The 16012-nt window shown below is 48.7% G+C and carries 11 protein-coding genes; 6 read left to right on the top strand and 5 right to left on the bottom strand.

Annotated features, from left to right (window positions below; translation table 11 throughout):
• Positions 1-21: 21 nt before the first annotated feature.
• Genes EXT46_RS01445 through EXT46_RS01455 form a run of 3 tightly spaced genes read right to left on the bottom strand, consistent with a single transcriptional unit; the run spans position 22 to position 5218 of the window.
• Positions 22-3108: an error-prone DNA polymerase gene (locus EXT46_RS01445; protein ID WP_205988195.1), complete on the bottom strand. Its 3087-nt coding sequence runs from the start codon at positions 3106-3108 to the stop codon at positions 22-24.
• Positions 3108-4517 (bottom strand): DNA polymerase Y family protein, encoded by a 1410-nt coding sequence (locus EXT46_RS01450; RefSeq protein WP_130144763.1) that lies wholly within the window; start codon positions 4515-4517, stop codon positions 3108-3110. The genes EXT46_RS01445 and EXT46_RS01450 overlap by 1 nt, the downstream gene beginning before the upstream one ends.
• Entirely contained in the window at positions 4517-5218 is a 702-nt protein-coding gene (locus tag EXT46_RS01455) for a recombinase RecA (protein ID WP_130144765.1), read from the bottom strand. The genes EXT46_RS01450 and EXT46_RS01455 overlap by 1 nt, the downstream gene beginning before the upstream one ends.
• Before the next feature lie 198 nt (positions 5219-5416).
• On the opposite strand from EXT46_RS01455, the gene EXT46_RS01460 reads away from it, so the two are divergent.
• Complete coding sequence (locus tag EXT46_RS01460; protein ID WP_205988196.1) at positions 5417-5938, top strand: GNAT family N-acetyltransferase; 522 nt, start codon at positions 5417-5419, stop codon at positions 5936-5938.
• On the opposite strand, the gene EXT46_RS01465 is transcribed toward EXT46_RS01460, so the two are convergent.
• Both EXT46_RS01465 and cobO read right to left on the bottom strand, forming a co-directional pair.
• Positions 5935-6792 (bottom strand): cobalamin-binding protein, encoded by an 858-nt coding sequence (locus EXT46_RS01465; protein WP_130144766.1) that lies wholly within the window; start codon positions 6790-6792, stop codon positions 5935-5937. The two genes, EXT46_RS01460 and EXT46_RS01465, sit on opposite strands and share 4 nt — an antisense overlap.
• The gene (cobO, locus tag EXT46_RS01470) at positions 6792-7388 is read right to left on the bottom strand and encodes a cob(I)yrinic acid a,c-diamide adenosyltransferase (protein WP_053910531.1); all 597 of its coding nucleotides are present in this window, start codon (positions 7386-7388) and stop codon (positions 6792-6794) included. Before cobO ends, EXT46_RS01465 begins: the two co-directional genes overlap by 1 nt.
• Before the next feature lie 242 nt (positions 7389-7630).
• Between cobO and EXT46_RS01475 the strand changes: the two genes are divergently transcribed.
• The 5 genes from EXT46_RS01475 to EXT46_RS01495 form a co-directional block, all read left to right on the top strand.
• The gene (locus EXT46_RS01475) at positions 7631-8899 is read left to right on the top strand and encodes a hypothetical protein (protein ID WP_130144767.1); all 1269 of its coding nucleotides are present in this window, start codon (positions 7631-7633) and stop codon (positions 8897-8899) included.
• The gene (locus tag EXT46_RS01480; RefSeq protein WP_130144768.1) at positions 8892-9842 is read left to right on the top strand and encodes a formyltransferase family protein; all 951 of its coding nucleotides are present in this window, start codon (positions 8892-8894) and stop codon (positions 9840-9842) included. Before EXT46_RS01475 ends, EXT46_RS01480 begins: the two co-directional genes overlap by 8 nt.
• A gap of 11 nt (positions 9843-9853) precedes the next feature.
• Complete coding sequence (locus EXT46_RS01485) at positions 9854-10450, top strand: tail fiber protein (RefSeq protein WP_130144769.1); 597 nt, start codon at positions 9854-9856, stop codon at positions 10448-10450.
• A 65-nt stretch (positions 10451-10515) separates the two neighbouring features.
• Positions 10516-11361 carry a sulfotransferase gene (locus EXT46_RS01490; protein WP_130144770.1) on the top strand — a complete coding sequence of 282 codons (846 nt, stop codon included), beginning with the start codon at positions 10516-10518 and terminating at the stop codon, positions 11359-11361.
• Positions 11348-16012, top strand: a 4665-nt coding sequence (locus EXT46_RS01495) for a DUF4347 domain-containing protein (RefSeq protein WP_130144771.1), incomplete at its 3' end; no start/stop codon positions are given. The genes EXT46_RS01490 and EXT46_RS01495, both read left to right, overlap by 14 nt.

Raw genomic sequence — 16012 nt, forward strand, 5'->3', positions numbered from 1 at the left:
AGCACTTTTTTATTTTTATTACTAATGGAAGAATCGGCTTTTCAGTATCAGTGCAGGTAACTTGTCACTATGGTCAATAAGCCGCCCAGCAACCACATGGATCACTCCTTGGTAGTTTTCTATAACCCCCTTCACTTCCAATAAGCGTGCGGTTAGAAAGGCTTGTTGCTGGGCCTTCGCCGTTGCCTGCCACACCACGACATTGGTGTTGCCAGTTTCATCTTCCAAGGTTAGAAATGTCACTCCTGCGGCACTGCCTGGTGATTGCCGTCCCGTGACCAAGCCAGCAATGGTGACACTGGCACCACTGCGACAAAGACGCAACTGCTGGGCGGTTTTTGCGTGCTGTAACTCCCCTTCGGCGCGTAAATAACACAGTGGATGCGCGCCCATATTGACCCCCATACTGGCGTAATCTTCCAAGGTATCCTGTAACTGACTTGGCGGTGCTAATGGCAATGCATCGCTCTGTTCGTCAAAGAGCGGTAACCGCTGTTGTTTGTCGATAATCTGCCAGCGGCTATTAAAGCGGTCTTTAGCTATGCTCGCGAGTGCATTGCTGCTCGCTAACGCTTCTAACTCCACCTCGCGCAAGCCGCTTCGATACAGCTCGCTGACGCTGCGGTATCCGGCTATTGGCCGTTGTTTAACGAGCTGTTGCGCACTTTGCTGACGAAACCCTTTAACGCAACGCAGCCCTAATCGTATCGCGAAGTTTTGCCCTTGGCGTACCAGCTGGTGCTCCCACACTGAGGTATTGATATCAACGGGCAACACCTTAACCTGGTGACGTCGCGCGTCCTGCATGAGCTGGTCTAATGAATAAAAACCCATGGGTAAGCTGTTTGCTAAGGCACAAAAAAACGCACTTGGGTAGTAATATTTTAAGTAAGCAGAGACATAGGCCAGCACCGCAAAGCTCGCCGAATGCGACTCGGGAAAGCCATATTCGCCAAAACCACAAATTTGTTGATAGATGCGCTCAGCAAATTGCTGCTCGTAACCACGCGCTAACATGCCAGTAATGAGTTTACGTTTAAACTGAGTCAGCTCGCCATCACGCTTCCATTTAGCCATAGCCCGACGTAGCTGGTCGGCTTCACCGCCACTGAAGCCTGCGGCGACCATGGCAATTTTAATCACCTGCTCTTGAAATATCGGCACCCCTAAAGTGCGCTTAAGAACTTGCTCAACTTCTTTAGAGGGGTAAGCGACGACCTCTGTGCCATCACGGCGTTTTAGAAACGGGTGCACCATATCCCCCTGAATGGGCCCAGGGCGCACAATGGCAATTTGAATCACTAAGTCGTAGTAACACCGTGGTTTAAGCCTTGGCAACATACTCATTTGTGCGCGCGATTCAATTTGGAATACCCCGACGGTATCGGCGCGTTGTAACATCGCAAACACCTGAGGATCATCGCCGAGGCGGGTAATATCGGCAATGCTGATACGGTGTTGGTAGTGTTGCGCCAGCAGCTTGAAGCAGCGGTGAATAGCACTGAGCATTCCCAAGGCAAGTACATCGACTTTTAATAAGGCGAGGCTTTCAAGGTCATCTTTATCCCACTGAATCACGGTGCGCTCGGCCATTGCCGCATTTTCCACTGGAACTAGCTCATGCAGCGGACCTTGCGAGATCACAAAGCCACCCACATGCTGGGATAAATGCCGTGGAAAACCGCGAATTTCATCCACTAAGCGGAAAAAATGTTGGTTAATGGCCACATCCGGGTCAAGGCCTAGCTTTATCAGTTGCGCCTGCCATTGCTCGCTGCCATGGCGGTGATTAAGCTGCTTAATATAGTAATCCAGTTGTGTTTCACTGAACCCTAACGCCTTACCAACATCACGAATGGCACTTTTCAAACGATAGGTGATCACCGTTGCAGCTAAAGCAGCTCGCTGCCGCCCATATTTGCGATAAATATATTGAAACACTTCTTCTCGGCGCTGGTGTTCGAAGTCGACGTCAATATCCGGGGGCTCATTGCGCTCCTTGGAAATAAAGCGTTCAAATAAGACATCGATTTGTCGGGGGTCTACCGCCGTTATCTCCAAGCAATAGCACACCACGGAGTTAGCCGCCGAGCCTCGCCCTTGATAAAGAATATCGCGACTTTTGGCAAAGCACACAATATCGTAGATAGTTAAAAAAAAGGGCTCATATTGCTGCTCACTAATCAATTTGAGCTCTTTATCTATTTGCGCTTGCAGGTGTGCCGGTGGGGGCCCGCCAAAGCGTTTTTCCGCACCTTCGGATACCAAGGCACGCAAGTGCTCACTGGCACTTAACCCCTTAGGTACTAACTCATGTGGGTATTGATAGCTGAGCTCATCGAGATTGAAAGTACAGGCTTGGCTAATATGCACTGTTGCTGCGAGTTGTGCTGGCGAAAACAGCTTGGCTAACTTGGCTTTAGGTCGCAGTGCGCGCTCCGCGTTGGTGAGTAAGGTCGCGCCTAGCTCGGGGACCGGTTTCCCGGCGGCAATAGCGCTGAGCACATGCTGTAACGGCAAACGTTCGGGGCTATGCATTAATGCTCCACCAACGGCTACAGTCGTTAACTGATGGTGTTGTGCTAAGGCCTCGATATAAGTCAAATACTCGGGGTCAAAACTGCTTAGATGACGCTGTACACCAATATAAAGGTGGTTGTTATAGTGGCGCTTAAGCCACTTTCCCCAGTGCCGGTCATGCTCACTGACCACCAGCCCCTGACCTTGGGGCAGCCAAATCAGTATACAGCCTTGCATAGTTTTCAAATCCCACTCACTAAGCTGATAGTGACCTTTGGCTGTGCGCCGACGGGCGTTAGTGATCACGCGACATAGCTGGCTGTAGGCTTTTTTGGTTGGGCACAGGGCAATAAAATGTAAGTGTTGATAATGAAAAGAGCTGCCCACAATTAAACGCAGCGGCAGTTGCTGCTCTTTAATATGACTATGCGCCCGCACCACTGCGGCAACCGAGCACTCATCACACAAAGCCAAAGCCTGGTACCCCAGCTCACATGCTTGCGCCACCAGCTCTTCGGGGTGCGAAGCACCACTGAGAAAGCTAAAGTTACTCTGGCAAAAGAGTTCACTGTATTGCACGGCACTCATTAGGCGAAGTACCCCTGTACAAACCAACCCTGATGCTTGTCTTTGAACAACCAACATAATTGCCCTTGGGCATTTTCACCAATGTAATAGTCACGTTCAATTAATTGCTGTTGCCACCAATGGCTTTGTATCCGCTCTGGGCCGCGTAATAAACAAACCTGCTCGCTAAGCACTTGTGGTTCCAGTAAAAAATTAGGGCGCAGAGGGGCTGTTTTTTTACTGGAGCTGGAGGTGCTATAGCTGTGTAAAGGGCTTTCCTTCACTTGCGTATACTCAGGGATATGCGCATTGGTGCAATGCAAGTGATAACAATGTTGCGCCCCTAAGCGTGCGTGTAACACCCCTAGCAACTGCTGTTTTGCCAGCCCTTGCTGGCGCTTATCAAATAAGTTTTGGCTTTCACCTAAGGCATCACTGAATTGCTCACAGGTTAATTGCACGGCTATAACGGGGGCATCCAAGCTGAGGGTCTCAAGCTTAACCTGAACTAAAGTTAACCAAGGCACTAACTGCCCTTGTGGTGCCACACTATGAACCGCAAACAGCTGTGTGGGTAATTCGCGAAAATAAAAGCTAAACTGCAGCTTCTGGGTGTGCAATTGCATTTGCCGTAAATAAGCACATAAATGCTCACATAGGGTGGTCATCACCGGGAGTAAACGCGCGCTCTCGTCTATTTCAAAATTCAGCTCTTGCAAGCGCTGAAAGTACTGACTAGGTTGGTAAAGGCGATAGTAGCGCCCTTTTTTTGGTAAACGCACATGCCCTAGCTGCCCCTGCAAACGGGTGATGTAGTCCAATAATTCATAGGGAAAGCGTTGGCGTAGCTCGGCCTTAGGCAGCGCTAATAGCTGCCCAATCGTATTCAAGCCTAAGCGCGCCAATTGATGGTGGTATTGGCTACTTATACGCAACGCACTTACTGGCAACTGTTCCAAGCGGTGCTGTGCCGTAGCGGGGCTGTCAGTGATCATCTCAGTGCCCGCACGCGCTAACACTTCCGCCGCTTCAATACTCGGTGCACAACCATAGCGATAGTGTTGCAACCACTGCCTAAATACCCCTTGCAGCGCCTCAAATAGCTGCTCAATATCAGGATAGAGCATCCGCATACTGTGGGTCGCAAAAATTAAGCAGTCACTCCCACATAGAATAATATCGCCAGTACGCTGATAACAATGCTGCGCTATTTGTTGTAATAGCTGGCGCTCAAGCTGTTCATCATAGGCAAACACAGCCAATGTATTGCACAGGGCCGCCGCACTAGCGAGCCCCATCCCCGGCTTAATGCCGGCCTGTTGCGCTGGCGGGTTACTTTGCACCACCTTATCTTTGCACGCGAGAATAGCCGGCTCAGTCAGTGCCCGACATTGCAATTGCAAATCACAAAAGTGCACAGCTAAGAACATCAGCCTACCTCAACATGCTGTAACGGCTCATTATCGCCCCCCTTGAAAGCCTGATGAAGGTCGCTGTAATGTAAAAAAGGCCATAGCTGAGTGCGCCTTAGGTGGACTTCGCCACTGGCAAAACGCCCTTGTTGGCGCAATAAGCGCACGGTTAAACCGCTGTCAGAGGGCAAGATATGCACACTCAGCTGTACCGGCAGTGAGCAAGGCTGGGTGCTATAACTGAGCAAGACCAGCACCGCTTGCGATTGCTGACAGGCTAAGTTAAAACGCCGAACTTGGGTAAAGGATAGGCCTTCCTGCCATAACCATATTAAGGCACAACTGCTGCTACGAGCACATTGCTCTGCTGCCCACAGCGCCTCACTGTCACTTTTTGGTCGTAAAATAACGACGCGCTCGCTGGCTATCTGCAACTGGGCAAGCCAATGGGCACAAGGTTCTGCCGGGGGGTTAATAAGGATAATTAAACCCGATTGCTGCGCGCTTAGTAGCGCTTGCAGTAACCTAAATTCACCGATTGCCGGCTGGCTAAAAACACTGATCACTCCAGCATCAGGCCAACCGCCTTGCAATAAAGCATCAAGCTCAGAAAACCCTGTTGGTGTGTATGTTAACGGGCACGACCCTGTCTGTTCGCTCTGTGCTTTTGCATTGAAAATTAACCCTTGATGCTGCATTGAGGCTAATGTTGAATTCATAACCACCACCCAAAATACTGTTTATTTATACAGTATATACGATTTAAAAACTGCTCCCCAAGTTGTTTTCAAGAAGTATTTATAACAGCTTGTAATAACGGAGTTTTTAGTTCAGTTTCTAAGCGAGAAATGGCATAGTAGCTATTTACACGAAGGGTCATGCTCTCCATGATTGGCAACAGCTCGACAGCAATAGTAGTGAGTTCTGCTATCACCCTAGACTTACTGCGTGGCAGTGATGCAGCAGCGCTCTACCATGCGGTAGAGCAGAGCCGCGAACATCTATCGCGCTCAATGCCGTGGGAGCGCAATATCGTTGATAATGCCAGTGCCAAACACTACATTACGCAGCGCCTTAACAGCCCGTTGCCAGGCGCCAAATGGTTCGCTATTTACTTTCATAGTGAATTTGCTGGGGTATTCGCTATCAAGCATATAGACCCTCATACCCAAGTCTGTGAATTAGGTTACTGGTTAGCGAATATAGCGCGGGGACACAGAGTCATAGACAGTATCTTGGCTTACATCATTCCCTACTTGAGGGCGCGAGAAGATGTGCACTTCGTACACTTTCACTGCTTGGAAGACAATCTCGCCAGCATCAACATTGCGCAGCGCGCAGGGGCGGTGTTAAAGATGAAAATAGCCAATCAACTGGGTATCGCTAAGGACACCCAGTATATGTGCATTTATCAGCTCGCGATAAAGGTTCACACCTAATGTACTGCGTCGCGTTGGCGACTATGTGCTTGCTGTTCACTGTTATTCACCACCGTACAGAGCTGCTCGATGCCATCGAGCAGGCGCAAGCTATAACGGTGCAGTAAATCAGCATTAATGCTATTGATATGATTATGTTTTACGGCCGGAATCGTGGTCCATTGCTGCCAATTAATGGCGCTGTTATCAGCCCCTTTTTCATCGGCCATAACAATGACATCCGGTGCACTTAATAATACATTTTCAACACTGATTTGCGGATAATCAGCGCGACTATCGGCAAATACATTGTCACCACCACACAGCTCGATTGCTTTACCGATCAGCGTATTATTATTCACCGTCATCATGGGTTTTGGCCACAACTGATAAAACACCTTTTTACGCTGTTGTGAAGCACTTTGGTATTGCTCTTTTAAGCGTTGATAGCGCTGCTCAAATTGAGCAGCAACTTGCTCTGCTTCTATTGCGTGGCCGGTAAGTTCGCCAATCGCACGGATCTCTTTGGCGATATCTAATGGCCCTTCCACTTGACTGACTAGCAGCGGCACACCTAGGCGCTTCAATGCTTCGATGTCTTTGGCTTTGTTACCACTTTGCCACACCACCACTAAGGTTGGTTGTAGTGCCAATACCTTTTCAATTTGAATACCATAATAACCACCAATACGGGGGATATCCTGAGCCGCCTGCGGGTAGTCTGCGTGCTCAACGGTCGCGACGATGTGTTCGCCGGCGCCAATGGCATAAAGGTTTTCCACAATATGAGGAGCAAGAGCAATAATGCGCTGCTCACTGTGACCATAAGTATTAAGGCTGGCACACAGCATCCATAGCAACATCAAGATACGCATTAGTAATCAAACCCCGCACGCGCTTTAATGCCGGCCTCAAAGGCATGTTTTACATTACGAACCTCACTGACGGTATCGGCCAGTTCAGTTAAACGTCGATGAGCACCTCGCCCAGTAATAATCACTGATTGCATGGGTGGGCGGTTTTGTAGTGCAGCGAGCACCTCATCAAGATCTAAATAATCATAGGTGATCATATAGGTAAGCTCGTCGAGCAACACCAAGTCGATGCTGCTATCTTGTAAATAAACCTTAGCTTGCTGCCAAGTTTGCTGTGCTGCCTGGGTATCCGCTTCACGGTTTTGCGTCTCCCACGTAAAGCCTGTTTCCATCACCGCAAAAGGCACCCCTACCTGAGCTAATAAGTTGCGCTCACCGCACTCCCACAAGCCTTTAATAAATTGTACCACCGCCGCTTTTTGGCCATGACCAACACAACGGGCAACGGTACCAAAGCCAGATGTTGACTTCCCCTTCCCGTTGCCAGTGATCACTTGTAACACTCCCTGTTCGGTTTGCGCTTCGGCAATACGTGCATCCACTTCACTTTTCACTTTTTGCTGACGTTTTTTATGTTGTTCGTTTTTATCCGCCATTTACAACTCCATGATTGCATTAACCTTTATGGTCAAGTACGGGTTACTGAACACAGCCTCTAAGAGAGCGATATACTCAGTCTGTTACTCTATTCGTCGGCGCTTATGACCTATAACACAGCTTCTTGTTTACACCTTTTTGAGCCAAAAGCAGGTGAAATATATCACTGTATTACAAAAACGAGTAATCACTCATGCTCAGTATACGCTAGTGGTAGGGTAATAAAACAGGGACTTCGGTCATGCACGCTTTTGCACATCAACCACATACACCTAGCTGTAGCGATGACTCCGCTATGGATGGCAGTGTAGCTGGGCTATTTGCACACCAACAACAAAAAAGTTTACTCAAGCAACAACTTACAACGTCACCCATCCACCTAGAGAGTGATGCACTTAACGCCTTAGTCGTCGATACAGCACGCCAAATTATCACTCCACATAGTTTTGACCGATATGCTGTTAGTAAGCAGTTAAACTCGTTATTTACACACTTTAGTGCTTTATACGACCAAGCGGAACTTACCGCCAATGAACGCCGACAGCAGTTTATCCATCAGCATGGACTGGTGATGGCACCTAACTATTGTATTCATACTATCAAAGATACGCTGCGTGTTAGTCGCTATTTGCGTGCCATAGATAAAGCGGTAACCGCGCTTTTAGATGACGAGCAAGGACAACTGCATATCGCTTACCCTGCTTGCGGTCCTTTTGCTCCTCTATTAGTGCCCTTATTGAGTTATTACCAAAGCCAGGGGATTGATGGTCGTCGATTGCGCGTCACTTTTATCGATATACAACCCGGCGCTATCAAGGCTCTGCATCACCTACTTGCCCAGTTAGGGCTACAAGAATACGTGCACCAGCTATATTGCGGCGATGCCTGCCAGTACAACGCGCCTATGTTATTTGATCTTGTGGTGGTTGAGGCAATGCAGCATGGCTTTAGCCGCGAGGGTCACCTAGCGATTGCTCGCCATTTTGCCAAGCAGCTGAGCCACACTGGCTACCTTATCCCCGAACGAATAGATATTCATGCCATGCTTAATGTGGCTCAACGGGAATATGTAGAGCAGTGGCAGCAGCACGGTTTAACGCCACAAGAACAGCACCAATTGCAAGCCGAGGTTGCCAGTGAGCGCACCGAGCTGGGGCAAATCATGAGCCTAACCGCTGACAGTTTAAAAGCGATGGCCCCCCAACAGATTAATGAGCAGCAACAACTCATTGAAGGAGCAACGCTGCGCATTCCTCATCTGCCTGAAAAGGCCGATAAACAAACCCTTAGTTTATACACCGATATCTCCCTATTCGCTGGAGAAACACTGAATTTGTATGAATCTGGGATCACTCACCCACTGCCTGACTTATCTGTTTGTATTAACTTTGAACCTCAAGACCGTCATCCCGATGATACCGTGGCGCAATCAGGCGATGAACTCAAATTTTATTATTGCCTCAATGGCTTACCTGGATTCCTAGTGACTAAGGTACATCACCATGACTAAGCCACGCATTGTCATCTACGCCAGCTCCTTGTTCGCTTGGCCTGGTATTGAGAAACTACAGCAAACGGGGCAACTGGTGGGTGTGATAACCCCAGATCCGAGTCAATATCAGCAAGGTAAAGAAGCGCTTTCGTTATTGTTAAATACCCTAGCGACTAACAACATTGCGTTTGAAGCGGTTTGTAAAGAAAAGCTCCACCTGATCCCCAGCCATCTCACGCATTTTACGGCAGACTTAGCGCTGGTCATGGGCTTTCGCTATCGCTTACCTTCTTCCGTGTTGAGCCATTATCCCCGTGGCATCATCAACTGCCATGCCTCCAAACTTCCAGAGTACGCCGGACGCGACCCTATCTATTGGCAAATACGTAATCAAGAAACACACAGCGCACTGACTTGGCACCATATGAGTGAACAGCTTGATAGTGGTCAAGTGGTACTACAAGAGCCCGTGATGATTTCTGCTGAAGACACCTATGCCAGTCTAACCCAACGATTCGCATATTTAGCTTTACATTCATTAGACGCTCTTCTTAATGGCCTCGGAAATAGCCAGCAGCATGTCACCTCAGAGTCGGCATTAGCGCTCCCCCCACCTCATATTGACCTTGACTTTAGTCAGTTTGATGCGGGTCAAATTGATGCGCTTACACGAGCAAGTAATGGTCATTTTGGTCGTGTGCTATGCAGAGCCAAAGGAATGCATATTGAAGTTATTCAAGCCACGGCTGTCGATTACCCAGATTACGGTGTAGCTCCTAGCACTGTGGTGATGATATCTCAAGAGCATGGACTCGTAGTAAGCAGTCAGAGTGGCTGTGTGCGTTTGGATATTCTCGCCTGCGAGCTTGGCGTCCTCAGCGGCGAACGTCTCGCGCACCTTATTCATTTAGATGCTGGTGAGCGCCTAAACAACTCAGAATTCTTACAACAGCAAGCATAAGGAATACCACAATGGAAGCATTTTTAGGACAAATTCAACCTTTTGGCTTTAATTTTGCCCCTCGCGGCTGGGCACTGTGTGCTGGGCAGCTCCTCGCTATCAGTTCAAACACCGCGTTATTTTCGTTACTCGGCACTAACTACGGTGGTGACGGCCGTACCACCTATGGTTTGCCTGATTTACGTGGGCGCACGGCAGTGGGCGAAGGCAATCACCCTGGAAGCCAGTTTAACTGGAGAATGGGCGAAACTCATGGAGCCGAACGTCATACACTGAATGTCACTGAACTTCCTCAACACAGCTTCACTGCAGCGCTTACCAATGTAACCGGAACGCTGATGGCTACCACAGCTGACGGTACAACTGAAACACCACAAGATGGGTATATCCTCGCGAAAACAATTCCCGGTGAATCTCGTGGCGATGACCCTGAAAAGATCTACGCTCCGGCTAACAGCGGCAGTAATGTTAACTTAGCAGGCGTGTCTGTTAGCGGAACAGCCAGTATCACAAGTCCAGGCGGCAATCAGAGCTTTAGTATTCTGCAACCTACCTTAGGAGTGAATTACTCTATTGCTGAAGTAGGTATTTTCCCATCTAGGAACTAAGCTAACTCTATATTAGGAACAAACTCGGTGGTGCTTCAGCACCACATTGCAAATTAAGGAAGGTCATGCAGCAGTATCACTTTATCTCAGGGCTGCCCCGCTCAGGTTCAACTCTATTAGCTGGTTTACTCAGGCAAAACCCGCGATTCCATGCCGCCATGAGTAGCCCTATTGCTCCTCTGATGGGCAGTTGCTTAGAGCAAATAGGCGCTGGGAGTGAATTTTCCCCGTTTTTCAATGAATCTAAACGCCGTGACCTTTGCCTAAGCCTAGCCAACAGTTATTACAGTGAGCACAGAGATAAAGACGTTATCTTTGATACTAACCGTATCTGGACTGCGCGTATGCACCAACTGGTAGAACTATTTGGTGATTTCAAGGTAATTTGTTGTGTACGCAATCCAGCCTGGGTGATGGATAGCTTCGAGTGTATTTATCGTAAAAACCCCTTCGACTATAGCCGTATGTACTCACCTCAGAGCCGACAAACAGTCTATACCCGCTGTGAATCTTTGGCCCACCATCAGGGTGCATTAGGTAGCGCGTGGACGGCTCTTAAAGAAGCTTACTACGGCGAGTTTTCAGAGCGTTTATTACTGCTGGATTACGATCTACTCACTCAGCATCCAGCTCGCTCTATGGAACTTGTTTATCAATTTCTTGCTCTGCCCACATTCAACCATGACTTTAATCAGGTGGAATATGACGAGGGAGAGTTCGATGCCAACATCGGCGTGAAAGGCCTCCATACCGTGAAAAAGCAAGTGCAGTTCACCCCAAGACGCAGCATTTTACCACCAGAATTATTTAAGAAGTACAGCGAGATGGCCTTTTGGCAAGATACAACTGGCACACAAGCCAGCTTGATCTGCGCCACACCGAGCCAAGGAGACAACCATGATTCAATTTAAAGCCAACAAACTAGCAGGAATGCTTGTGCCCTTGGGCTTAAGTGCTCTTCCCTCTTTGGCGGGCGCCTACAGCGGCTATATACGCAATGAGACGACGCGCAGCACATCACAGCCGGTTACTTTGCAGACAAGCAGCGCAACCGCAACCCATTTGCCACTAAACGCAAAGCAATTTGAAAGCTCAGAGTTAGCGATTACCCAGGGCGCCCCTTCTGCACAGGCTAACAATTCAACCTTAGCAGAGCCTAATCTTGTAAGCGGACAGGATATCCATGAAATCATGGTCATTGACGCAACGCTGAAAGATAAATCTACCTTTTATAGGGCACTAAAACCAGGTGTCGATATCATTGAAATTGATGATAACAGCCCGATAATGGCGCAACTGAATAAAAAGCTACAAAGCTACCGCGATATCTCTGCGATTCATTGGGTAAGCCACGGCTCCAGTGGCCAGATACACATTGGTCAACAGCGAATAGATTCTCAACAGTTGCAACAGTCCCTTGTAGAGCTTAAAAGTCTAGGCAACAAACTACACGCCGATGCAGATATTCACTTTTACAACTGTAATTTAGCTAAAGGCAAGAAAGGCGAAGAATTTGTTGAGCTATTTTCCGCTTATACTGGAGCGGATGTTGCCGCCTCAGATGATTTAACAGGTGCAGCTAGCAAGCAAGGTGATTGGCAGCTAGAGATAGTCCAAGGCTCTGTTGAAAGCGCATCGCCTTTTTCGGCAGCCGCCCTTCAGGACTTCTCTGGTGTTTTAGCAAGTTATAATGCAGGGTCATTTTGCCCTCTTAGCGCTCCAGATAATGGCGAATGTGCGAATTCGGTCATCTCTAGCAATGGCAACCTGAGTGCGACTGCGCCACCTAGCTCCTACGTACAGCATTATAGTACAACCAATGCGCTCTATGCGTTTAATAACTCCTTCCCCGACAACGCATATTTAAACTTTGCAAAAAATGGTGCATACGGAAACTTCGACTTAGATAGCCTAGTCATTGACGTTGACGGCACCTGCGATATTACTGTCACAAATAACTCAGGAGCCACAATTTACTCTCAATCTGGCATGAGCGGTGGTACCCAGACCCTTTCACTGTCAGGCAATAATACCAATATCTCCTCTTTCAAGGTAACGGGTACTAATTGTTCTCCAAACGCCACTTACTTTGGCGTAGTCAGTTTTGACACTTCTGTTGCTGTCACCAACACGCCCCCGTCAATTGGCAACCTCAATGGCGATAGTGTCAGCCTGTTCCCTGGTGCGCAAACACTGCTTGACCAAGGCACAGCAGCGACCATAACCGATGGCGATAGCGCTGACTTCGACGGTGGCGCTTTAACGGTCACGATTGTTTCAGGGAAAGATAGCGCTGAGGATTTACTTTCTGTAGATACCTCAGGCACGGTAGCCCTAGCGGGCACCACAGCGGGGAGTAATGTGTCCGTGTCTGGTACCACAATTGGTACCTTAGTGAATAATATTGCTACAGGGAACGACTTTGTCGTCAACCTCAACACTGACGCCACAGTGGCGCGAGTACAAACCCTGTTACAACAGATCAGTTTTGAAAATATCGATACCGCCAACCCAACTACAGGTACGCGCACAGTGCGCTTTACCGTCAGTGATGGTGATGGCGGTACCTCAACAAACCAAGATGTCAGCGTCACTGTGCAAGCGCCGCTGAATAACGGCGATCTCATCCCTGCTGCGGGTGTCAGTGAGCCGGTGTTGAGGCCGACAACCTCAAACAGCCCGGCAACAGCCGTAGATGTGCTGGATTTCACGCTTGTTGATGGCGGTGGCGATAACCTACCGATGAATATCTCAAGCATTCAAGTGCAGGTTAATGGCACGGCCACCGAGTATGAGCGTAACAGTACCACTTGGCGTCTCAATGGCCCTGATGCCAATAATATCGTCGGTAATTATATTGCCGATACGTTGACCTTCTCAGGGTTAAACATCAGTATTGCCGATGGCACCCAAGAGGACTATATAATCAATGCCTACTACCATGTAAATACTTTTATGGTAGATAACCGTACCTTTAGATTAAGCGTTAACGGTGAAACCCAGGTTACAGAGTCTTCAGGAACAACCATGGGCACTACTACTCAGGTAAATAATGGCACTGGCTCAGTGCTAGACATTACCGCTACAGGGCTTAGCTTTACGACTCAGCCTGCAGGCAGTATCTCTGGCAATGTACTCACCACTCCCCCAGAAGTAAGAGCCGTAGATGACTTCGGTAACACCGATAAAGATTTTACTGAAGTAGTGACCTTAACTGAGGCCTCAGCAGGCTCACTCAGCAATGCCAGTGTGAGCGCAACCCAAGGGGTTGCAAGCTTTAGCAGCTTGATTTATACCGCCACGGCCGACCAACAAAGCTTCACGTTAACCGCTGATGATGAGGCGACAGGTGCTGACTTTGCTAGTGTCGACGCTAATAGCATTACCTCTGATGTGGTTGCCACACGTTTGCGCTTTGATACAGAGCCAGCGCCAACCGCCATTCCGGCTGGACAGAGCACTAGCTTCACGACCGTGCCACAAGTATCAGCGGTGGATGCTGCAGGCGTTGTCGACACTGGCTACAGCACCGATATACTGTTAGCTGAGGTTAATGGCGCTGGCAGTGTGACCATGACAGCCACAGGTGACAACGATGGCAATGGCGCGACCGTAACAGTTACCCCCTCTTCAGGGATGGCAACCTTTACCAATTTAGCCCTAAATTATACTCTCTCCGGGGCCTCTGCTGAATCGTTCAACTTGCGAGCGTCATCTGGCGCATTGACCGCAGCCGACAGTGCTCAGTTGACCGCTGCAGACAATGTTCCTCCAAGTGTGACAAGTATTGCCCTTGCGGGAACTCCCGCTGCAAATGATAGTAGTATCACCTACACCATCACTTTCAGTAAAAATGCCAATAATATCAGCACCGATGATTTCACACTCACTACGGTGTCTGGGACCGCAAGTGGTGACATAGCTTCAGTGTCTGCATCCAGTGGCTCAAGCGTCAATATCACCGTCAACAACATCGCTGGTACCGGCAGCATCCGCCTAGATTTAAATGCTAATACCGACATCGTTGATGACTCTGGCAACGGCAATAATAACAATGGCTATGTGCCTGCGTTTAACTCCGGCGAAACACATAATGTAGATGTAGTTGCACCACAAATCTCTAGCATATCTGTTCCTGCTGATGGCACATATAAAACAGGTGATACTTTAGACTTCACTCTAAATAGTAATGAAAACTTAACCGTCAATACAGCTGGCGGAACGCCAGGTTTAACTATCGATATTGGTGGTTCTGCTGTCACTGCAAATTACCTGTCCGGCTCAGGAACAGCTGCGTTGAACTTTAGAACTGGCGCACTAGCAGCCGGCCTTGAAGATACTAATGGTATTGGTTTAAGTGCACTTACCCTCGCAGGGGGAACCATCAATGATAATGCAGGTAATGCCTTAGATGTGACTTTGAATAACGTTGGCGCTTTATCTGGAGTATTAGTAGATAGCATAGCCCCGACCGTGACCTCAGTCAGTGCAACAACAAGTGATGGCGCTTATGGTGCTGGCGACGTAATTAATGTCGGAGTCACCTTTAGCGAAACCATTGATGTCACTGGCGGAGTACCTAGCCTAACATTGGAAACCGGTGCCACAGATAGAACAGTTGCTTATAGTTCTGGCTCTGGCACAACTACCTTAATGTTCACCTATACAGTGCAAGCTGGCGATACCAGTGCCGACCTTGATTACACAACGACTTCAGCGTTGGCACTTAACGGGGCTCAGGTGAGTGATAGCGCTGGAAATAACGCAAGCTTAACCTTAGCGACTCCAGGCGCAGCGGGCAGCTTGGGCGCTAATAAAGCGTTGGTGATAGATACCACAGCTCCAGTAAGCCCAACTGTAACCACCCCAAGCGCACCTGAGAGCACCACCAGCACACAATTAGCAGTAGCTGGTACGCATAGCGAGAACGGTGTCAATATCGCGCTTTATGCTGATGCTAATGATGATGGTACTGCTGATTCAACCAGTGTACTGGCTTCATCTGCAGTATCTGGGAATGCGTGGTCGCTGTCGGCACCACTGACACTGGGCGATAATAACTTTGTGGTCGCTGCACTTGATGCTGCGGGCAATATCTCCGCATACATTGATGTGGCCACTATTACAAGAAACGAGCCCAATACAGCCCCTCTCATATCTGGATCCCCAAATATGGTGGCGACGGTGGGGGATAGTTACTCATTTACACCTACAGCTAGTGATGACGACAATGATCCGTTAACGTTCAGCATCACTAACCAGCCCACCTGGGCAGCCTTCGATACCACAACTGGGCAACTACAGGGTACACCCACTGAGAGCGATGTTGGCACCGTTAGCAATATTCAAATTACCGTCAGTGACGGTGACTTGAGTGCACAACTTCCTGCGTTTGCTATCGAAGTCAGTGCTGCTAATCAAGCGCCCGTTATTTCTGGTACACCTCCTACAGCTGCTACCGTGCAGCAAGTGTATACCTTTGCTCCCACAGCATCAGACCCAGAAGGTGATGAGTTAACGTTCAGCATCACTAACCAGCCCACCTGGGCAGCCTTCGATACC

This window comes from Pseudoalteromonas sp. CO325X (assembly GCF_004208955.1).
Lineage (GTDB): Bacteria > Pseudomonadota > Gammaproteobacteria > Enterobacterales > Alteromonadaceae > Pseudoalteromonas > Pseudoalteromonas ruthenica.